This is a genomic window from Acinetobacter sp. BZX-2 (assembly GCF_055179795.1).
In genome coordinates this window covers 126,751-147,345 of sequence record NZ_CM143686.1, presented here as the reverse complement: position 1 = coordinate 147,345, position 20,595 = coordinate 126,751, and the positions used below count along the sequence as shown (strand labels likewise).

Here is a 20,595-nt window from a genome sequence, read left to right as displayed (position 1 = left end):
TAAAAATGGAAGCATAGCTTCCATTTTCTATATTATTCACCAAGTACAACCTACCTACTAATCAATTGAATAGTTAATTGTTACGACCACACGAGCAATTTTATTAATGGTTGCTTTGTCATATGCACCACCATAATCGCTATCATCATCAGAGCCACTTTCAGGCAAAATATAAAATGCGCCTTGGCTAGCAGAACGCATAGCACCCACTTTAACATTACCTACTTTTGCAAACTCATTGGCTCGGCTATAGGCATTTTTAGTTGCATTGGCAATCAAAGACATTTTAATTTCTTCTAAATTCGACACTAAATATTGTGGATCTTGCTCAATAGAAATCCCCTTTTCATCCAATAAATAAGCATCTTTTGCCGCTTTTTCAATTTTCTGAATATCACGACTATTAATGATTAAAGATTGCATCGCATTATACCCTCTAAATTCACGGGTCATTTTTCCGTCTTCATTTTCAACGTCTTGATAATAAGGTTGAGAGCTTTTATTTCCTAATTTCATCTCTGTTGCTTTAAACCCATGCTCAACAAAAAAGTTTTGTAATGCTTTTATTTCTTGATCAAGTAATTGGTACGATGCCGAAATCGTGTCCGAAGCCTGACTTGTTCGTAAATTGATTTCCCAACGCGCTTGATCCGCTTGGATGGGTTTTTCAGCTAATCCTTTGACAATAATTGAATTTTTATCACCACCGAACTGCTTAAGTGCATATCCAATGACACCCGCAGAAATAATAAATCCTAAACTGAGGATGAGTGCTGAAAACCATAGGGTTTTATATGTGATTGATTTATTTTCCATTTTTTAATATCACTAAAAATTCTTATCCATTAAGTTATAGTCAGGATGAGAAGACAAGTCAACATTCTTTCAGTCTATAAATCGTACAGCTTTGTGAACTATTCATGTTATAAAGCGTCGATTTATTGCGAATACAAATGAATTATTTTATAGACATAAATTTTGTGGTTATATAAAAACGGCTTGGGTCATTCCCCAAGCCGTTTTAAATTTGAATTTCTAACAACAAGTTTCAATCGATTATTTTGTCCAACCAAATGTTTTAAAAATCGCATGACCTTGTTGAGACTTTAAAAAGTCGATAAAGCTTTTCGCTTCTGCATTTTTTGAACCTTGCTGTGTTAGTGCAACACCTGTATCTCGATAAATGACCAATTGCGGCTCTATAGGAACAATTTGCCCAATATCAGGATTACTCACTCCCCAGATATTAAAAACTAACCATGCATCGTATTGGCTATTTTCTTCCCAAGCTTTTTTAGCCGCACCAGTATTGGGTGCATGCATCACAATATTTTTTCGAAATGCTTTGGTTAATTGAATATTGCCTGTTCTGCCTGCAATATCTTCCCACATACCCACTTGCCCTGCACCATGAGTGACGAGTACTTTGGTATTTGGTTTTGCTAAATCTTTAAAACCTTTAATATTTTTAGGATTACCCTTTCTGACTAGAATCGCAGCAGGACGTAAATATAAAGGTTCTACAGAATCTTTAACAATGTTTTCGGAGAATGTTTTCTCAAAATCAGACATCATCGCTTCTGAACCGCTATAGATAAGATCTGCATCTATTTTGGCTTTTTCAGCCCATTGTGGCGTTGGCCCCGCAGTCACTTTTACCTCTATTCCTGTCTTTTTTTGGAATTGTTTTGCTGCTTCATGCATCGCAGGTGCAGGCCCACCAGGGCCATATACGTTGATATCCGCCATAGTATTCATAGATAAATAACAAACCGTTAGTCCTAACAAATAGCGACTAAATCCATATTTTTTCGACATTTTTCATTTCCATTGTTGTTGTGTGAAATTGCGATATTATTATTTTTACTGATTTATTAATACATTTTATATTTGTTTTTTTGTTAATAAATTTATCGTGAAAAATATAGTATTCTTAGGCTGCACCTATTATTTATTGAGTCTAATCAATCGAGCAGGATATTGATGCTAAGAAGGATGTTTTTAGCATTTCGTATTAAGGTGTATTGTTAGTTTTAGAAAAACTTCATACTAAATCTACAAATCTTAATAAACTATTTTCTATAGCTATCATTTTAGGGGATGTCATAGCTAGTTCATCTATCGCCTCTGAAATTAGCACATTTTTTAAAGCTACATATAAATGAACATTTTGGGAAATTTTAATGATTGCCTTATTGATTACCACATACGCTGTATTTGCGTTTCTAATGACTTTACAGCTCATTGAAGTAAAGCTAACCCTTAACAAAAAAGCACCACACTTTTAAAGCCCGTACTGCTTCAATGCTTAGGAGTGAAGCGCATCCACGGAAACAATTTTAAATAGTTTATTTTCCTACCCTGTATCCGCTATGGAGCAGGGCTTTCTATGTTTCCGTAATTATTAAAAATTTTTTCATTATTTTTTTTATTTAACTTTTCTAATCCTATTGTTCCTTGTAGTTCATTGCATAAAATATTAAAAATCGTACTAAAGTACGGTATTTCTTTAAAATCGACGACCTTATTTCCTTCTTGGCGTGATATTGGTATTTTCTCGTTTTTATTTTCTTCAAATATATAATATCCACTGTATATTAACTCAGAAGATAATTCTTTCGCACTATGTAAGTATGAGTAGTAATTATTTGATTTTCCATTAAATTTAAGGGTTGTTATTGTTTCCCTTTTTACTAAAGGGCATATGACTAATGCTTTACTATTTTCAAATTCAACTCTTTCATCTTTATAAATATCGTAGGGTACAATTATTTTTAAGATGTTATTTTTTTCATCTAATTTTTCAACTTTAGCATCCATTTTTTTTGAATTAAATAGATAGTATTTTTAGGCGCTTACAGGGACTTTATGAACGTTTTTTCCCCCACTAGCTCTGAATTCTAGTTGTTTACCTATTAGAGTATCCTCAATATTAGGAAGATATAGAAAAAAGATATTTTTGAGCTACAATAGATAAATTCTTTTAAACTGTTTTTACATGCCAAAAATATATTCAGAAGACTTACGTCAGAAAGTCATGGAGTTCTACACAAAGAGCAACCATAAATCAAATACCTGCACGACTTTCAACATCGCCCGAACAACATTGGATGACTGGATTCTACTTGAACAGCAGACTGGACAACTGGCTCAGCCTAAACTTGTCAATGTTGGTAGACCATCATCCATTAAGGATTGGCAGGCATTCAAAGTATTCGTGGAAAATACAAAGTTTTCACAGGCAAAAGACTTAGTTGCCTTATTTGAAATTCAGTTTGGATATGCGATTACTTATGATGTCGTGCTTGCTGCACTTCATAAATTAGGTTGGACTCATAAAAAAAGAGTTTCCTCTACAGACAAGCCTGCAAAATAAGCAGAACGGTATTTCAATGGATTCTCCCTCAATGGGAAAGTGAATATGGTCAGGAAAATATTCTGTATGTAGATGAATCTGGAATAAACAGTGCTGAGACAGCAGAATATGGCTGGTCATTTAAAGGGAAACGTTGTCAAGATTTAAAATCAGGTGGTCATGGAAAAAGAATAAGTATGCTCAGTGCCGTGAGATCAAATTCCCCATACAGTTTTTTGTCACCAATAGTTTTTCAAGGTTCATGTGACAGAAAGTTATTCACAGGATGGCTTGATTATTTATTTCAAAATTTACCTAGGTCAAAGTATCTTTTGATTCTAGACAATGCTTCTATTCATAAAGGCAAAGAGATAGTACAGCTTGCGGAAGCGTATAATGTACGAATTGCCTATCTTCCTGCATATAGCCCTGATTTAAATCCAATTGAACAAGCATGGTCTGTACTAAAAAGGAAAGTCAGAAATATTGTAAGTCAGCAGAGTATTTCTATCTCTGAGGCTTTAGATATTGGATTTAAAGAAATGTAGCCTTTAATTTACATGTGGCTATATGTCGATTCTTTTATTAAATCCTTATCAGGAATTTTAGTACTAGTAAGAATTTCTGTTTCATATTCTTCTGCGAATAAAGGTTTAGAAATCGTAATTAATAAAAATGTAAATAATATTTTTTTCATAATCCCTTCAATAATTAATTTTTTAAATTTAGACCCATATTTACATGATGTGTGCTGAAAAAAAACGGAGACTTTAACTTGGTAAAAGTGTGTACAAAATAGGTGGCTATTCAGTAATAATAAATGTTTGTGAATATCCATTTTCATTCTCCCATTTATCACTTTCAACTTTTATTAGCAAACTACCTGATTGTATAGAATAATTTTTCTTACTTTTAATAGCTGCCTTCACAAGCTTTGGAATTTCTTGATTAGTAATCTCGTTATATAGATTATTAGACAATTTAATAAACTCTGATTCAGCCCTTTTCTTATAAGTAGAGTCATTAACATTTAAAACAATTTTCAATTCCGTTACATTGTTTTTAGTACCTTGGACATAGTATGCAAGGTTATTTGGCAATTCTGTGTTTTTAGATTCAGGTGAAATATCAATATAAGTAGAAATACATCTATAGGTTCCATTCCCCATAGAATCATGCCATTGAGTCATACCTGGTAAGTTTAGCATTGAGCATGCTTTATCTACTGAAACAATAGGTTCACTAACAGAGATCATCTGATTTGAAGAGTTATTTTTTGAATTATCTACAGAACTATCATCAGTAGATATAGCTAAAAAAGTTAATAATATTAACCAAGCAAAACTAATAACTCTAGAAAGCTTTGAATATCCAGAACGTAAAGTAAACCAAACAAAAATTAAAGGTAATAAAAAAATGCCTAAGCCAAGAAGAGCAGATACTTTTCTAGAATGTTCCTGAAGTTTTGAATTCATTACTAATTATCAAAAAATATAATTTATTATATAGTAAAACCAATTAGTTATGAAGAGTCTTATTCTTATTTAACATAAAATCTCTTATGCGAAGTCAATGTGAACCGCTTATCATTGCCTCAACTTACCATACAACCATGCACATATCAGCTGAGTCCACATAAAATTATTATGTAATAAAATATTTCAAAACCCATAAAACATACATTCCACCACCTTTTAATTACAAATAACAAAGCCAAATAGAACCTTGTTCCCTCTTCAACAAACTACCCTCCTCATCCTATTTTGCTGTTAAAAACGACCTGTTAAACTGCCTCTAACATATTCATAGAACTTGTCTGGTCATGATCGAAATCCACTCTAAACTTCCTGCACAAGGCGTCACCATTTTCAGCACCATGACTGCAATGGCACAACGCTTAAACGCATTAAATTTATCACAGGGATTTCCAGACTTTCCTGCTCCACCTGACTTACTACAAGCTTTAAGTGATGCCACGTTAGCAGGTTATAACCAATATGCGGCTGGAGATGGTTTAGTTCCGTTAAGAGAACAATTGGCACAGCTTTTTTTAAATCGAGATCAATTAAAACTAGACCCAATCACAGAGATCACCATCACTGCGGGGGCAACCATTGCTATCTTTTCTGCAATCCAAGCCATCGTACATGCAGATGATGAAGTGATTATTTTCGACCCAAGTTATGACAGCTATGCGCCGAGTGTACAATTGGTGGGTGCTAAAGCCATTCATATCTCGCTAAATGCACCTGAGTTTTGTGTCGATTGGAATCAAGTTAAATCTGCAATCACCAATAAAACCCGTATGGTGATTGTAAACACACCACATAATCCAACTGGAGCGATTTGGTCAAAACAAGACTGGCTCAATTTGATTGAACTGATTCAAGATAAAAATATTGTTGTATTGTCCGATGAAGTTTATGAACACCTTATTTATGACGGCGCACAACATTATTCAGCGCTATCATTTCCAGAATTAAGGGATCGTAGTTTCGTAGTCGGTTCTTTTGGGAAAACCTTCCATGTCACAGGGTGGAAAACGGGGTATTGCATTGCCTCACCGCAGTTAATGCAAGTCTTTCGTCAGGTGTATCAATTCGCCAACTTTTGTGGCGTCACACCTGTACAAATGGCTTTAGCCACTTATATGCAACAACATCCTAAACATATCGCAGGGCTATCTGAGTTCTATCAAAATAAACGAGACCTGTTTATTTCAGGCATTCAACATTCAAAGTTTCGTTTCATTCCATCACAAGGCACATTCTTTCAAAATGTAGACTACAGCCTTATTCGCCCAGATTTAGAAGATGTTGAAATGTGTAAGTTTTTAGCCGAAGAACATAAAATTGTGGCGATCCCTGTTTCAGTTTTCTATCAACAAGCCCCTGAAAATTTACGTTTAATTCGTTTCTGCTTTGCTAAAAAAGACGAAACTTTGCTTCAAGCTTGTGAAATTTTAAATCAAATTGAATAACGATCCTAAACCATAATGATTGCAAAAATAACCCGCCTGAGTTACTCAAATACTCAGGCATTTTTTGAGATCTATGTTACTGTCGTGAAAGCAATAAACGTAAAAATTGGACAATAGAAATATAAATGCCAGCACGTCAAAGTTTGATTGATCACCCACAGTTTTGGAAAGCATTTTTAATCTTTCTAGGCCCGCTGATTGTCACCAATATCTTGCAAAACCTGTCGGGTACTGTGAATACAATTTTTGTCGGGCAAATGTTGGGTGTAAATGCGATTGCAGCTATTTCTGTCTTTTTTCCAATCTTGTTTCTGCTGTTGGCATTTGTAATTGGTTTATCTTCAGGTGCAACCGTATTGGTCGGGCAAGCTTGGGGGGCAAAAAATGTTGAAAAAGTCCGCACAATTGTCGGCTCATTATTATTTATGACGCTGATTGGCGGAACAATCATTGCCCTTGTCGGTGCATTTTTCTCAAAGCAAATTTTATTACACTTAGGCATAGATCCGAAAATTATGTATCTATCCTTACCTTATGTGAGATGGATGTTACTCGGCAGTCCTTTCTTATTCATGTACATCACTTACACGTCTATTTTGCGTGGCGTTGGCGACAGCACTACGCCGCTTATTGCATCAGGCTTAACCATTATCATCGGTGTCATCACCACGCCTATTTTAATCGGTGGGTATTTGGGTTTTCCTAAAATGGGGATTGTTGCTCCCGCTATCGCGAGTACTTTAGGTTTTATTGGTGTTTTGATTTTTCTTTATATTTATTTAAATAAGAAAAATCACGTGCTTAGACTTGATGCGAATTTAATCGGGCATATTCGTCATCACCCTGAATTAAGTCGAATTATTTTAAGATTAGGTATTCCGACAGGAATTCAAATGGTCACAAATTCAGTTGCTGGGCTGGTGGTTATTGGTTTGGTCAACCAATATGGGGCACATGCAACTGCGGCTTATGGCGCAGTCAATCAAGTCCTGAATTATATTCAATTTCCTGCACTTTCTATTGCGATTGCAGCTTCTATTTTTGCAGCTCAGGCGATTGGTGCAGGTAAGCCTGAACTTCTCGCCAAAGTAACCAAAACAGCTTTATTAAGCAATATTGCGATTACCGGTGGTTTAGTTCTTTTGGCTTATTTAGCTTCAAAATATTTAATGGCATTGTTCATTACAGATCCGACCGTGATTGAATTAGGGCAACAATTGTTATTTATTGTACTGTGGTCGATTTTATTTTTCGGAGCCAGTGCAATTTTTGCGTCGATCATGCGAGCCAGTGGTACGGTAAATGTTCCTTTGGTTCTCAATATCTTAGCTATTGTGATTATTGAAATTCCTTGTGCTTATTTATTTAGTCACTGGTTTGGCTTACAAGGTATTTGGTATGCGCTTGCATTAACATTTTTTAGTCTATGTCTCATGCAAGGTCTGTATTATCAATTTGTATGGAAGAAAAAAACCATTAAAGTTTTGATTTAATGGTTTTTAATCGTAAAAAAGACCTGAAAAAATCTTCATACAATTCAGCTTTAAATGAACAATATAACTAATCAATCAGGTCTTGAGAATTTCTAAATTTAAGCTTTTGGTTCTAGTTTCTTACTAAACTTTGTCGCAAAACCTGTCAGCTTTTGATAGCCCGTCGGTAAAATACGTTGGATCAAATCTAAAGTTTTCGCATCATTACCAATCAATAAACGACGTTTATCTTTCAGTACCGCATCAAGCATTTGCTGCGCCGCTTCTTCTGGAGGCATGCGTAATAATTTATTGAATACTTTTGCAGATTTATCTGGATTCATTCCCAATGAACGAATGCTGTCACTCATACGTGCATCATTGGCAATATTGGTACGAATTCCACCTGGATGTACACAAAGTGCTGATACACCACAATTTTCCATGTCTAATTCTTGGCGTAAAGATTCAGTAAAGCCACGTACCGCAAATTTAGTAGCATTATAAGCAGACTGCGTTGGTTGCGCAGTTAAACCAAACAAACTTGAAATATTGATGATGTGACCATCACCTGTTTTTTTAATGTACGGCAGAAATTCTTTTGTGCCGTAAACCACGCCCCAAAAGTTAATATTCATAATCCATTCAAGTTCTTCATAGGTTGCGCCCTCAACAGTAGAACCCAACGCCACGCCAGCATTGTTAAAAATCATATTCACAGAACCATGATTTTGTTCCGTTTCAGCAGCCCATGCTCTCACTTCTTCGACATTGGCAACGTTGACTTTCTTGCTTGTTACACGGACGTTATACGGCTTAACCAGTTCAATAGTCTGTAACAAACCTTTTTCATTGACATCACTGATTGATAAATGACAACCTGCTTTTGCCAATAAAACAGCCAACTGTTGTCCCATACCAGAGCCTGCACCAGTAATTGCAGCGACTTTGTTTTTAAAATTTTTCATTGTCTATCCTTTTTTTAAACCCGCACACAACTTGCATGATGTGTAGCTCAGGCCTCCAATATAATTTTGACAATGATTGTTGTCAAATATTATATTATCATTTAACAGATGTTTTTTTATACAAAGTCTCTAAAATAGGTTTCAAGAGCATTTATTGCTAAAATAAAGTCACCTTAGGACAATCTACATATCATACGAGTAATTAACGTCTATGACTGAGCAGCAAATCATTGAAAAAAAATCAATAAAAAAAACAGCCAATGAACGCCAATTTAAGGGCATGTCGCTGACTGAAAGGAAGCTTGCACGTCGTGAAAAGTTAATTGAAGCGGGAATTGAAGCCTATGGAAACCACGGTTTCTTTTCGGTGACAGTGAAAGATATTTGTACTGAAGCCAAGCTGACTGAACGTTATTTTTATGAATCATTTAAAAAGAGTGAAGAGCTTTTTCAGACCATTTTTCTACAGCTGATTGAGAAATTACAAAAAACAGTGATGGAAGGTGTTATGCAAGCAGCACCTGAACCTAAAAATATGATCCATTCAGGTCTCACTGCTTTATTTACACTGCTTAAGGATGACCCGCGTGTCGCTCGAATTATCTATGTCGATGCGATGCTGGTGCAAGAACTGCATAATCATGCCACCATACAAGAAACCATGGGCCGATTTGACCGCATGATTCATGCCTTTGTCATGCTAATGTTGCCTCATATTGACCGCAGTGAACGAGAAATTTCACTGGTTGCAACGGGTCTAAATGGTTATGTCACTCAAATCGCTGTGCGTTGGGTTATGGGTGGATTTAAGCAGTCATTAGAAGAAATCGTCACAGCGTGTGAAGTGGTGTTTATTGCACTGATCGATACTTTTGCACAAAAATAACATGGTCATCAAATGGTCAAAATATGATGATTTGAAGGTGAATCGCTGTTCTGCCTCTCATCTTGAGATTTTTTTTGACTTCAATGGTTATAATTGATGCCTTGAATTTATTATTATTTTTCAATTTTTTTTGCAAAAAAGAGTGCATATACCTTTTTTGCAATGATACTGTCATAATTAATCTTTGTAATAAGCCTGTCATAAATAAAAAACGGTATACCGTTCATACATAGGATATTGCGTTGTGAAAGATGACTATATATTAATCGTCGATGACGAACTTCCAATTCGAGAGATGATCCATACCTCATTGGATATGGCAGGTTTTCAGTGTTTACAAGCTGAAGATGCAAAACAAGCACATCAAATGATTGTCGATCAAAGACCTTCTTTAATTTTATTAGACTGGATGATGCCGGGCGGTGTCAGTGGTGTAGATTTATGCCGTCGTCTAAAACGTGATGAAAATCTATCAGAAATTCCTGTAATCATGCTCACGGCTCGTGGTGAAGAAGACCATAAAGTACAAGGTCTTGACGCGGGCGCAGATGACTACATGACCAAACCATTCTCTACACGTGAATTGGTTTCTCGCATCAAAGCGGTACTGCGTCGTGCCAATGCGCTGAGCGGTGAGAAAACTATTGATGCCAATGGTTTAATTTTAGATCCTGTCAGCCAACGCGTCAGCTTTGGTAATAATATTTTAGAGATGGGGCCTACAGAGTACCGATTATTGGCATTTTTTATGACCCATCCTGAACGTGCTTATACACGTGCCCAACTTCTAGACCAAGTTTGGGGCGGTAACGTCTATATCGAAGACCGTACCATCGATGTACATATCCGTCGCTTACGTAAAGTGCTTGAACCTTATGCTGCAGACCGTTATGTTCAAACTGTACGTGGAACAGGTTATCGCTTTTCAACGCGTGCAGATGTTGCACTAGGCTAACGCTTTCTCAAGGTTAAATTATTTTTTATGTATGAACCCTACCCTGTCCCTGATCTCGCTCGCGAACATCAAAAGTTTCGTTACAGCAGTTTATGGACTTTTGCTAAACAAGATTTACGCTTACTCGCCTTTTTATTGGTTATTGGAGGCTTCATCGGTTTAGGAATTGGGTATTTTTGGATTTGTATATCCATTGCATTTGCTGTTTTTTTTATCTTTCAATTACACTCTTTATACCTTGTAAATGATTGGATTTCGAATCGACCTTATGATTCACCACCCAATTTAGAGGGAATTTGGGGCGCATTACTTTTTAATGTGTATCGGGCACAACGACAAGAACGTGTTGTGCAAGCGGAGATGGTTGGCTTAATTGATCGAGCGCAATCATCTTTAGTTGCATTAGGTGAGGCTGTTGTATTAACAGATGAATTACATCAAATCGAATGGTGGAACCCTGCTGCGGAGAAGCTTCTCGGTATTCAACCACTGGATCGTGGTCGCAACATTTTAACCATTATTCGTCAGCCTAGTTTTATTGAATATTTTAATCATATTGACCAATCACCCGATGGTATAAAAATCAAATCATCGGTTTATGAAGAACATTATGTGCAAATTAAGTTGACTCGTTTTGGTAGTGAAAGCCGCCTAGTGGTCGCTTATGACGTCACACGCATGCATAACCTAGAACAAATGCGTAAAGACTTTGTTGACAATATTTCACATGAATTACGTACACCATTAACCGTCCTAAGCGGTTATATCGAAACTTTTACCGATCAAGAAGATTTAAATCCACGTTGGAAGCGTGCATTTGAACAAATGCAGTCACAAACACGCCGCATGAATGCATTGGTGAATGATCTATTGTTGCTATCACGGCTTGAAGGCAATAAACAAATCGCTAAAAACCAAATTATTGATATGCCAAGTTTAATGAATCAATTGTTTGATGATGCTCAAGCTTACAATGTCGATTATGGGCACACCTTAAACTTAGACATTGACAGTCATTGTGATTTAATTGGTTCAGATGCTGAACTGGCCAGTGCTTTTAGTAACTTAATCACCAATGCGATCAAATACACCCCCAAAGGCGGTACGGTGACCATCGGTTGGCATGATGATGGTGAACATGGCTATTTCACTGTTGAAGATACAGGGATTGGTATTGACCCAAAACATATCCCTCGTCTCACTGAACGCTTTTATCGTGTAGACAGTGCACGTAGCCGTCAAACGGGTGGAACAGGTTTAGGGCTTGCCATCGTCAAACATGTGCTCATGCAACACAATGCTTACTTAGAAATTGATTCCAAAGAAAATCAAGGTTCCACATTTAGAGTTGTTTTCCCTAAAGAACGTCTTGATTTTGCAGGTTAATCATTTCCCACATGGAATAAGTCGATGAAATTGTTTTTAGACTGTGAGTTTAATGGCTTTGGTGGGGAACTGATTTCTTTGGCTTTGATTGATGAAAATAATCAATATTTCTATGAAGTTTTAACATACCAAAACCCTATTCCTTGGGTCGCTGAGCATGTCATTCCTATTTTAAATCAAATACCTATTTCTTTAGAACAATTTCAGAAACAACTACAAGAATTCTTAAATCAATATGATACTGTTGAAATTATTGCCGATTGGCCAGAAGATTTTGCTCTGTTTTCACGTAGTTTAATTGTTTCTGCTGGAAGGTGTTTAAGCCTACCTCCCTTAAAAATGCAACTTTGGATGCAAGAAAGCAATATGAATGTCCCATCACAACAACCACACAATGCTTTGGCCGATGCACAAGCCTTAAAATTATCTTATTTGAATGCGATGACGCTTTGATTTATTCTAAAATTAACCTGAGTTCGAGATAAGATATATTCCCAACTATATGATACGCGGCAACGTCAGTCGCATTGTTCGAGGCATGAGGAATATATTCCGCAAGATCTGTAATATACTGTTTTTGCAATATATTTGGTAATTGATAGTATTTGTCGAGTTCGCGACTGACAAATGGTTTTGCCTACTTTTCCCGAAAGCCTTGCGAGGTAGTACCTCTCAGGTCGAACCGAAGGTTAATCCTTACATCTGACTTTAAACGGTAAGACTCCGCTGCGCCTGATCTATCTTTTCAACAACTTACATCAAAATTTATCCCGAATTGACGTTAAAATTAAAACCAATTTGTATAACTGACTCATTGAATTGCTACTTATGCTATAGCATTCTTACATTAGTTTGCTAAAAACTATTCAAATTTAGGCTTTTAAAATTTGATTATTCATGGTGTTTCTATCGTGTGGTGGCATGGATACCGCCGTTGGGCGGGGGTATAGGACGTACCCCTCGCCCAACAAAGGATTTGCTTACCTTACGGAGCAATGCTCCTCATCCTTCAAAGTAAGAAAACACCTACACAAATTCATTTAATTTTTTTCAATACAATATTAGGCAATTCAAACTTTGTTGTTATATTCATGTGCTTCTTTAGAATGCTATAAAGCTTTCGACTAGGTGACTCTCTACCTACAAAAGAAAGTACACCTCATCATAGAATAAGCAAATTAAACGGTATGACCCAAAGCTTCGCCCATCACCACAACAGAATTCGCTTTAAATTGTGCATCCCAATCCATCTTACCCTGTTCAAATAAAACAACTGCTGTTGAACCGAGATAAAAACGACCTAGCTCATCGCCTTTTGCCAATTTTAAATCATGATGATTCAACTCTAAACGGCCTGTTGGTTTGACTTTACCTGTTGCCACAGTTTCAATCCCTGCAACAATCATTGCACCAACTAAAACCACCGCCATACGGCCCAATTCAGTATCAAACAAGCACACCATACGCTCATTACGTGCAAATAAACCCGGAATATTTTCTGCAGTGGTTTGATTCACGGAGAATAATTCACCTGGAATATATAACGTTTCAGTTAACGTTCCTGCAAAAGGGGTATGTACACGATGGTAATCACGTGGTGATAAATAAACCGTAGCAAATTGACCATTTTTAAATGGCTCTGCTAATTGCGGATCACCAATCAATTTTTCAACTGAGAAGCTTTGACCCTTGGCTTGGAAAACATCACCATTTTCAATTTTCCCTAGCTGAGAAATCGCACCATCTGCTGGAGAAACAATGCTGTTTGGATTGGTATCAATTTCACGAACACCGTCTTTTAATGCACGAGTAAAAAATTCATTAAATGACTTATATTTAAGCGCATCAGCTTGCTCAGCGATCGAAAGATCAATCCCATACTGTGCTTTAAATGCTTGAATTGCGATATTTTTTACAATGAGATTTTCACTTGCTGCAACCTTACCAACAACACGACTCAGCTGTTGCTGTGGAACAACTTTTTGCGCTTGAATAAAAATTTGTTTTTTTAACTTCGATGTAAGACTCACGCAGGTGATTCTCCAGTAATAATTGGACTATCGAGGCGATTGCCCCACTCGCTCCACGCACCATCATAGGCTTGGATATTCCAACCCAATAATCGACCTACAATATAAGCCAGTCCTGAGCGATGATGTGACTGACAATATACCACTACAGGTTGATCCAGCTGAAAGCCTAATTGTTCTAAACGTTGTTGCGTGCGCTCTAATGGATGTAATTTTAAATGATTTTGACGATTAATAGCACTACTCCATTCAAAATGAATGGCGTTTGGAATGTGACCGCCGCGTCTAGCTGCTAAACGCTGACCCGTATATTCATCATCTGTACGGCAGTCCCAAAGTTGAATAGATTGCTGATTCACTTTTTCTAATAGTTGTGAATATTCAATCCGATACTGTTCAATATTGTCTAAATTTACTTGAACCAAGGGCTCAACTTTTGTAAGGTCTTCAACCTCAGAAGATGTAGGATAGCCTGCACCTAACCATGCATGAATACCGCCATTCAACAAGCTGACATTTTTAAAGCCAAGGCAATGTAAATTCCAAATCAAACGCCCTGCCCATGCGCCACCTTCATCGTCATACACCACAACATGATGATCTGGCGAAATATTTAAATACTCGATCAAAGCATTCAAACCTGCTTCATCGGGCAATAAACCCGAAGCCTGCTCTTCCTGACGCACCAAAAATTGAGGTTTCAGGTGTACTGCATGTGGAATATGCAATTGTTCGTAGACTGAACTACGACTCAGGTCAACGATTCTGAGTAATTCATGCCCTAAAAAAGGCACAATCTGTTCCGCTTCTATGAGCAATCCAAAGTTAAAGTCAGTTGCAGTCATACGATTTTTCTAATTTAAGACCATGTATAAAATGATCTTATCACAGTGTTTTTTACCCATATGCTGATTTTTTACTTTCCTTTAGCAAAAAATCAGCTATGAATTTTCAGTTATTCAGCAAGTTCAGTAATTTCAAAGACCTGACGTAAATAAGCCAAGAATGTGTCATTATCCGTCATGGTTTTTCCTGGGCTATCTGAAATTTTCGCCACAGACTGTCCATTACATTCCACCAGTTTTAACACGATATTCAGCGGCTTTTGCCCCATATCATTGGTTAAATTGGTACCAATTCCAAAACTGACTTGGAAACGATCTTTAAAGTATTGATACAAGCTCCAAGCACGCTCCAAATCTAAACCATCACTAAAAGTCAGCATCTTGGTTTTAGTATCAATTTTGAGTTTACGATAATGCTGATAAGCCTTATCGCCCCATTCATAAGGATCACCACTGTCATGGCGCAAGCCGTCAAAGAGTTTGGCGAAATACAAATCAAAATCACGCAAGAATGCGTCCATTCCCACCACATCTGTGAGTGCAATACCTAAATCACCACGGTATTCTTGCACCCAAGTCTCTAATGCAGATTTTTGAAAATCACGCAAACGTACATCAAGTGCTTGAAAGGCTTGCAAAAACTCATGTGCCATCGTACCGATTGGATAAATGTTGAGTTCTTTTGCCAACAAAACATTACTGGTACCACGGAAAACTGTAGGCGCAGCTTGGTGAAAGGTTTGAATCACATGACGTTGCCAATCGAGGCTGTAACGGCGTCGAGTACCAAAATCTGAGACCAATAATGGTGGATCGTTTGGTTTTAAGTCCTGCTCATATTGCTTCAATAATGCAACTTTCGCTTTTAGACGTCGCTCACCTTCAATCAAAACAGCATCTGAACGAATGCGTTGAAAATAAAGCTCATTGACGATTGCCAGTACAAAAATCTCGAACATCATCGCCTGAACCATTGGTCCTTCAACCCAAATGTCCAAACGACCTTCTGCATCTATTCCTGCTTTGATAAAACGGCGTTTTAATTGGAATAATTCTAAATAATCAACAAAATCACTTTTAATAAAACGCAAGCTGCGTAAATAGGTCAATTCATCTTCTTGAAATTTTAAAGTACATAATTGATCAAGTTGATCATTTAAATCATCCAAAATATCCGTCAATGGATACACAGTATCGTCTAAATTGCGACATCTGAAATGGTAGACACTATGCGTTTGCGGAAACTTGTGTAATACCACTTGTAACATTGTGAATTTATATAAATCGGTATCAAGCAAAGATTGAATTATGGGTTGCATAGCCTATCCGTTCGGAATGTTCTTCATTCACTATAAATAACTGAATCCATTGTTGCATAACATCCAGCTTCATTTATTCTTTTTTCTTATCATTTTAACAAAAAAATAATGATTTCAATTATGGAAGATAAATATATCGCTGTAACTTTATGCACAAAACATTATCATATTATTATAATAAAATTTGTTTTTAATAACTTAATATTAATATTAATTGAAATTATATTTGTTTTAAATTACTATTCAATTTCAAATAAAAAGTAATATTATTCACTTTAAAACTAATAGTATTACCCAATAACTCATGTTGGTATGGAGAATAACAATGGCTAAATTAGACTTAAACCCGTTAACTGAAATTGATGGATTAATTGCTGCCGCACTGGTTGATAGCACAAGTGGCTTATCTTTATCTGCGGTAGGTTCTGGATTAGATTTAGAACTTGCAGCTGCGGGGAATACAGAAGTCATTCGCGCAAAACGTAAAGTAGCGAATGCTTTAAATTTAAAAGATAATATTGAAGATGTACTGATTACGCTGGGCAAGCAGTATCATGTATTGCGTCCATTAGACCGCAATAATGAATTGTTTCTCTATCTTGTATTAGACCGTCAAAAGTCAAATCTTGCGATGGCTCGCCATGAGTTGAAAATCTTTGAAAAAGAATTAGATTTCTCATAAGTTTTGATATGAGCCAAAAAGCCATCTTTCATAGATGGCTTTTTTACATCATTTTTTCGATGGATTCTGGACGCCACTTTTCAATTTCGTTGCATAATCTACACCATGTGTATTTAAATACTCACGGATAAGCTGTCGAACGACTTGAGAAGGTTTTAAATCTTGCTGACTACATAACTCTTCAAAAGCTTCTTTTTTTATAGGGTCAATCAAAATTGTCAATCTTGCAGTTTTATTTTCCATAACCTTTTCTATCGCATTATTAACATAAAATGATAATATAATTATCACTTTATTATTACAAGACTAGATTTAAATCCATCTCTGTCTTTCTGAAAATTGAATACCGATTTAGCATAACGTAATCTTAAAAATAAAACCATATTCTTTTTAAGGCTTTAATGATCACCTATTTGCTTTCTTTCCTACTATTAAATCTGAAATCTACAATCTGAGTTTGGTAAACTGGTTTTGTTTTTTTATATTAGTCTTTCCTATGCGCGCATTATTACAAAGAGTTCTTGAAGCCAAAGTCGTTGTCGATGGTGAAACAACAGGTGAAATCCAACACGGGATTTTAGTTTTTCTAGGGCTTGGTAAAGAAGATAATTTAGAAAAAGGCAAAAAGTTGATTGATAAGATTTTAAAATATCGATTCTTTGATGATACCGATGGCAAAATGGGTTGGAATGTCAGTCAAGCTGCTGGTGGAATCTTATTGGTTTCACAATTTACTTTGATGGCACAAACTCAAAAAGGTTTACGTCCAGATTTTGGTCCTGCAATGCCTCCCACAGAAGCCAAAGCACTTTATGGGCAATTGGTTGAGTATGCCAAGTCACAATTTGAAAATGTACAAACAGGTATTTTTGCCGCAGATATGAAAGTTCATTTGGTCAATGATGGACCTGTAACCTTTAATTTAGAGGTTGAATAATGCATTGAGCATTTTTCAGCTTTTAAGCAATAAAAAAGCCCATAATGGGCTTTTTTATTGCTTAAATCTTAGCGACCAGTCTTTTCTTTTAAGAATTGACGTGCCAATTTAATTTTGTCTTTTACTGGTTTTGGCACTTTCGGCGGAATAAGTTTGGCAACTTGGTTAAACCAAACCAATAAACTGAAATCACCTTCCATTTTAATACTGCCATTTTGCATACCCGTCATAAATGCAGTCGGATCACCTTTTACCAATGTTTTTACGCCTTGCTCGCTATCAGCAAATTGTAAAATAAAATCAGCTTTATCCTCAGCACCAGAAACCGTATCAATTTGACCATTGTTGACGATAATTTGGCGAGCTACACCTAAATCTGTACCAATCTGAATACGGAACTGACGATCATGCGTCAATTCGATAAATTTTGGACTAGTACGTGCCAGTTGCTTCATACGAAGTGCTAAACCTAATACAAGAAGATCTAATGGATCCGTGCTTGCATCTACGATTGGTAACTTCACAACTGGAATTGAAGAAAGTTTCATGACATTTAAGCCTGTTGTTTTTAAATTAGATTTGAATTTGCTCATCGTAGCATAACTTGTCATTTCTAAGACACGGCTTTCAGAACAAAGTATAAGGTCAAAAAAAGGTATATCATTTCGATATACCTTTGAATGTCTAAATTCAGTTTTTTCGTGTAATTAAAGTCAGTATCCTTGTTGAAAAAATATAACTTTACTTACTCATCTTCATACACAGGTGTATGTTCAATGTATTGGCGGTTTGCGAGTGCTTTTTGCGCACGGCTATCTTCACGTAGCAACAGTGCAATCAAAGCAGACATCGCAAGCATAATAGCTGTTAAGTAGCTATATGCCATCGAAATTTCAAAAATGTTCTGTACGCTATAGCGAATAGATTCTAGCGCTCCCCAGAAGATCATGCCCGCAAACATGAAACCTAACCAATGACGGTAAGGGGAAAAGAAAACAGTAGCCAACGCTGCAGCAATCAGACCAAATCCAATGAGTGTTGCCAATGTCGCTGATACCATAAAAACCTCCGTCAAAATGATGTCTCTCTATACCGTCTAAATGGTGTTTCACAACACAACAAGCTTTATAATTTTTCTTAAATAATCTTATAAAAGCTTATGCATTGCATTATGTATGGTTTTTATAAGAAGAAAAGAGCTGTTTTCAAGCTAAACGACACACTTTGTCGCAACATTCATTTGTCATTACATTTTTTAAAAATAGGCTTTTGCTCACAATCTAATTCCCATCACTCTTGCAGTGTCATTACAAAAAAATACACACGATCTTCAATCCGAAAAAACTTTTTTTAGTTAGATGGCTCATATTTTTATCGAGCTGTTTTCTTTAGCTTTTATGCAATAGCACGTATTCTTTTTTTGAATAAAAATAGCGGCATTAAAGCCGCTATTTTGTCATGATATTGCAATAAGTTAATTACTCTTTAGGCTCTATTCAAGTCTTTGTCATGTACACCGAGTAAGTACAACACACCATCCAAACCAACGCTTGAAATCGCCTGATTAGCATTCTGACGGACTAAAGGTTTAGCACGGAATGCCACACCTAGACCAGCAATTGAAAGCATCGGTAAGTCATTTGCACCATCGCCCACAGCAATCGCCTGTTCGAGAGAAATACCCATTTTTTCAGCCAGTTCAGTCAGTAATAATGCTTTACGTGCACCATCAACAATATGCCCTTTGACCACACCTGTAACCACACCATCTTCAACGTCAAGGACATTGGCATGCACTTCATCGATTCCCAATTTCTTTTGCAAATATTCTGCAAAATACTGGAAACCACCTGAAAGAATAGCGGTTTTATAGCCGAGTGATTTTAGTGTCAAAATTAAACGTTCTGCACCCTCAGTCACGGTCAAACGCTCCGCAATCTTCGGTAATACTGAAGCATCTAAACCTTTTAACAACGCTACACGAGCACGGAAACTTTCTTGGAAGTCCAACTCCCCTTGCATTGCACATTCAGTAATTTCAGCGACCTTATCCCCTACACCTGCTTCAATTGCTAACTCATCAATCACTTCTTGTTCTATCAGCGTTGAATCCATATCGAAACAAACCAAACGGCGATTACGACGGTAAGCATTGTCTTCTTGTACAGCAACATCAATGCTTGACTCTGCTGACAATCTTAAACATGCAGCACGCATCGCTTGTGCATCAAGCATTTGACCGCTTAAACCAAATTGTACACATGAACGTTTCGGCCCTTCTTGCTCACCATCACGCTCAGGACGACCAGATAATCGCGTCACCGTTTCAATGTTAAAGCCTTGACTTGAAACGATATGGGTCACAGCTTGTAAATGCGCTGCTGTCAGCTCAGGCGCCAAAGCCGTCACGATATAACGTGTTCTACCACCTTCACTTACCCATTGATCGTATTCTGTCGCTGAAATTGGTTTAAAGCGAACAGTTAAACCAATATCATGTGCTAAAATAAGGATATCTTTCATGGCTAAAGCTGTTGCTGTTTGATCGTTTGATGAAACAACAATACCTAAAGTCAATTGATTATGAATAACGGCCTGCCCGACATCTAATATTTGCAAAGAATGTACGGACAATACTTGCATTAATCGAGTAAACTGGTTGGGTTGGTCAGGACCTAAAAATGATATAAGAATGATTTCTCGCATAAATTGACTCAAGTCAGAGCTACAACTATTGTGAGAATCATAATCGATATTGATGTGGGGCTGTTAATAATCCC

At 36.6% G+C, this 20,595-nt stretch carries 22 protein-coding genes; 10 read left to right on the top strand and 12 right to left on the bottom strand.

Annotation, left to right across the window (positions count from 1 at the left end; translation table 11 throughout):
- Window positions 1-57: 57 nt before the first annotated feature.
- The 3 genes from ACY45D_RS00670 to ACY45D_RS00660 all read right to left on the bottom strand — a co-directional run bounded on the left by ACY45D_RS00670 (window position 58) and on the right by ACY45D_RS00660 (window position 2,820).
- The gene (locus tag ACY45D_RS00670) at window positions 58-816 is read right to left on the bottom strand and encodes an SIMPL domain-containing protein (RefSeq protein ID WP_463108008.1); all 759 of its coding nucleotides are present in this window, start codon (window positions 814-816) and stop codon (window positions 58-60) included.
- A gap of 240 nt (window positions 817-1,056) precedes the next feature.
- Complete coding sequence (locus tag ACY45D_RS00665; RefSeq protein WP_463108007.1) at window positions 1,057-1,818, bottom strand: substrate-binding domain-containing protein; 762 nt, start codon at window positions 1,816-1,818, stop codon at window positions 1,057-1,059.
- A gap of 552 nt (window positions 1,819-2,370) precedes the next feature.
- Window positions 2,371-2,820 (bottom strand): hypothetical protein, encoded by a 450-nt coding sequence (locus ACY45D_RS00660; RefSeq protein ID WP_463108006.1) that lies wholly within the window; start codon window positions 2,818-2,820, stop codon window positions 2,371-2,373.
- Window positions 2,821-2,998: 178 nt separating this feature from the next.
- On the opposite strand from ACY45D_RS00660, the gene ACY45D_RS00655 reads away from it, so the two are divergent.
- Both ACY45D_RS00655 and ACY45D_RS00650 read left to right on the top strand, forming a co-directional pair.
- Window positions 2,999-3,376 carry an IS630 transposase-related protein gene (locus ACY45D_RS00655; RefSeq protein WP_463106851.1) on the top strand — a complete coding sequence of 126 codons (378 nt, stop codon included), beginning with the start codon at window positions 2,999-3,001 and terminating at the stop codon, window positions 3,374-3,376.
- The gene (locus tag ACY45D_RS00650; protein WP_463109389.1) at window positions 3,373-3,903 is read left to right on the top strand and encodes an IS630 family transposase; all 531 of its coding nucleotides are present in this window, start codon (window positions 3,373-3,375) and stop codon (window positions 3,901-3,903) included. Before ACY45D_RS00655 ends, ACY45D_RS00650 begins: the two co-directional genes overlap by 4 nt.
- A 255-nt stretch (window positions 3,904-4,158) precedes the next feature.
- Here ACY45D_RS00650 and ACY45D_RS00645 read toward each other — a convergent pair whose 3' ends face one another.
- On the bottom strand, window positions 4,159-4,830 hold the full coding sequence (locus ACY45D_RS00645; protein WP_463108005.1) for a hypothetical protein: 672 nt from the start codon (window positions 4,828-4,830) through the stop codon (window positions 4,159-4,161).
- A gap of 347 nt (window positions 4,831-5,177) precedes the next feature.
- On the opposite strand from ACY45D_RS00645, the gene ACY45D_RS00640 reads away from it, so the two are divergent.
- Window positions 5,178-6,335 carry a methionine aminotransferase gene (locus ACY45D_RS00640; protein ID WP_463108004.1) on the top strand — a complete coding sequence of 386 codons (1,158 nt, stop codon included), beginning with the start codon at window positions 5,178-5,180 and terminating at the stop codon, window positions 6,333-6,335.
- Between the two features lie 125 nt (window positions 6,336-6,460).
- On the top strand, window positions 6,461-7,828 hold the full coding sequence (locus tag ACY45D_RS00635; protein WP_463108003.1) for an MATE family efflux transporter: 1,368 nt from the start codon (window positions 6,461-6,463) through the stop codon (window positions 7,826-7,828).
- 98 nt (window positions 7,829-7,926) lie between these two features.
- On the opposite strand, the gene ACY45D_RS00630 is transcribed toward ACY45D_RS00635, so the two are convergent.
- Entirely contained in the window at window positions 7,927-8,775 is an 849-nt protein-coding gene (locus ACY45D_RS00630; RefSeq protein ID WP_463108002.1) for an SDR family NAD(P)-dependent oxidoreductase, read from the bottom strand.
- Between the two features lie 211 nt (window positions 8,776-8,986).
- Here ACY45D_RS00630 and ACY45D_RS00625 point away from each other — a divergent pair, with 211 nt between their 5' ends.
- From ACY45D_RS00625 to ACY45D_RS00610, 4 genes are all read left to right on the top strand, one after another.
- Window positions 8,987-9,661, top strand: a complete 675-nt coding sequence (locus ACY45D_RS00625) for a TetR/AcrR family transcriptional regulator (protein ID WP_463108001.1) — start codon at window positions 8,987-8,989, stop codon at window positions 9,659-9,661.
- 244 nt (window positions 9,662-9,905) lie between these two features.
- Window positions 9,906-10,616 (top strand): phosphate regulon transcriptional regulator PhoB, encoded by a 711-nt coding sequence (gene phoB, locus ACY45D_RS00620; RefSeq protein ID WP_463108000.1) that lies wholly within the window; start codon window positions 9,906-9,908, stop codon window positions 10,614-10,616.
- A gap of 27 nt (window positions 10,617-10,643) precedes the next feature.
- Window positions 10,644-12,002, top strand: coding sequence for a phosphate regulon sensor histidine kinase PhoR (phoR, locus tag ACY45D_RS00615; protein ID WP_463107999.1), 1,359 nt, complete (start codon window positions 10,644-10,646; stop codon window positions 12,000-12,002).
- 24 nt (window positions 12,003-12,026) lie between these two features.
- Window positions 12,027-12,455, top strand: a complete 429-nt coding sequence (locus ACY45D_RS00610; RefSeq protein WP_463107998.1) for a 3'-5' exonuclease family protein — start codon at window positions 12,027-12,029, stop codon at window positions 12,453-12,455.
- A 725-nt stretch (window positions 12,456-13,180) separates the two neighbouring features.
- On the opposite strand, the gene asd is transcribed toward ACY45D_RS00610, so the two are convergent.
- The 3 genes from asd to pncB form a co-directional block, all read right to left on the bottom strand.
- The gene (gene asd / locus ACY45D_RS00605) at window positions 13,181-14,032 is read right to left on the bottom strand and encodes an archaetidylserine decarboxylase (protein WP_463107997.1); all 852 of its coding nucleotides are present in this window, start codon (window positions 14,030-14,032) and stop codon (window positions 13,181-13,183) included.
- Window positions 14,029-14,877 (bottom strand): sulfurtransferase, encoded by an 849-nt coding sequence (locus tag ACY45D_RS00600; protein ID WP_463107996.1) that lies wholly within the window; start codon window positions 14,875-14,877, stop codon window positions 14,029-14,031. The genes asd and ACY45D_RS00600 overlap by 4 nt, the downstream gene beginning before the upstream one ends.
- 110 nt (window positions 14,878-14,987) lie before the next feature.
- Window positions 14,988-16,196: a nicotinate phosphoribosyltransferase gene (gene pncB / locus ACY45D_RS00595; protein ID WP_463107995.1), complete on the bottom strand. Its 1,209-nt coding sequence runs from the start codon at window positions 16,194-16,196 to the stop codon at window positions 14,988-14,990.
- Between the two features lie 325 nt (window positions 16,197-16,521).
- Here pncB and ACY45D_RS00590 point away from each other — a divergent pair, with 325 nt between their 5' ends.
- Window positions 16,522-16,878: a roadblock/LC7 domain-containing protein gene (locus ACY45D_RS00590; protein ID WP_120385187.1), complete on the top strand. Its 357-nt coding sequence runs from the start codon at window positions 16,522-16,524 to the stop codon at window positions 16,876-16,878.
- A gap of 48 nt (window positions 16,879-16,926) precedes the next feature.
- Here the strand turns inward: ACY45D_RS00590 and ACY45D_RS00585 are convergent, their stop codons facing one another.
- Window positions 16,927-17,121, bottom strand: a complete 195-nt coding sequence (locus ACY45D_RS00585; RefSeq protein ID WP_463107994.1) for a CopG family transcriptional regulator — start codon at window positions 17,119-17,121, stop codon at window positions 16,927-16,929.
- A 253-nt stretch (window positions 17,122-17,374) separates the two neighbouring features.
- On the opposite strand from ACY45D_RS00585, the gene dtd reads away from it, so the two are divergent.
- Entirely contained in the window at window positions 17,375-17,815 is a 441-nt protein-coding gene (gene dtd / locus ACY45D_RS00580; protein ID WP_463107993.1) for a D-aminoacyl-tRNA deacylase, read from the top strand.
- A 68-nt stretch (window positions 17,816-17,883) separates the two neighbouring features.
- On the opposite strand, the gene ACY45D_RS00575 is transcribed toward dtd, so the two are convergent.
- The 3 genes from ACY45D_RS00575 to serB all read right to left on the bottom strand — a co-directional run bounded on the left by ACY45D_RS00575 (window position 17,884) and on the right by serB (window position 20,521).
- Entirely contained in the window at window positions 17,884-18,363 is a 480-nt protein-coding gene (locus ACY45D_RS00575) for an SCP-2 sterol transfer family protein (protein ID WP_463109388.1), read from the bottom strand.
- A gap of 197 nt (window positions 18,364-18,560) precedes the next feature.
- On the bottom strand, window positions 18,561-18,875 hold the full coding sequence (aciT, locus tag ACY45D_RS00570; protein WP_120385190.1) for a ciprofloxacin tolerance protein AciT: 315 nt from the start codon (window positions 18,873-18,875) through the stop codon (window positions 18,561-18,563).
- 425 nt (window positions 18,876-19,300) lie between these two features.
- Window positions 19,301-20,521, bottom strand: a complete 1,221-nt coding sequence (serB, locus tag ACY45D_RS00565) for a phosphoserine phosphatase SerB (protein ID WP_463107992.1) — start codon at window positions 20,519-20,521, stop codon at window positions 19,301-19,303.
- Between the last annotated feature and the right edge of the window lie 74 nt (window positions 20,522-20,595).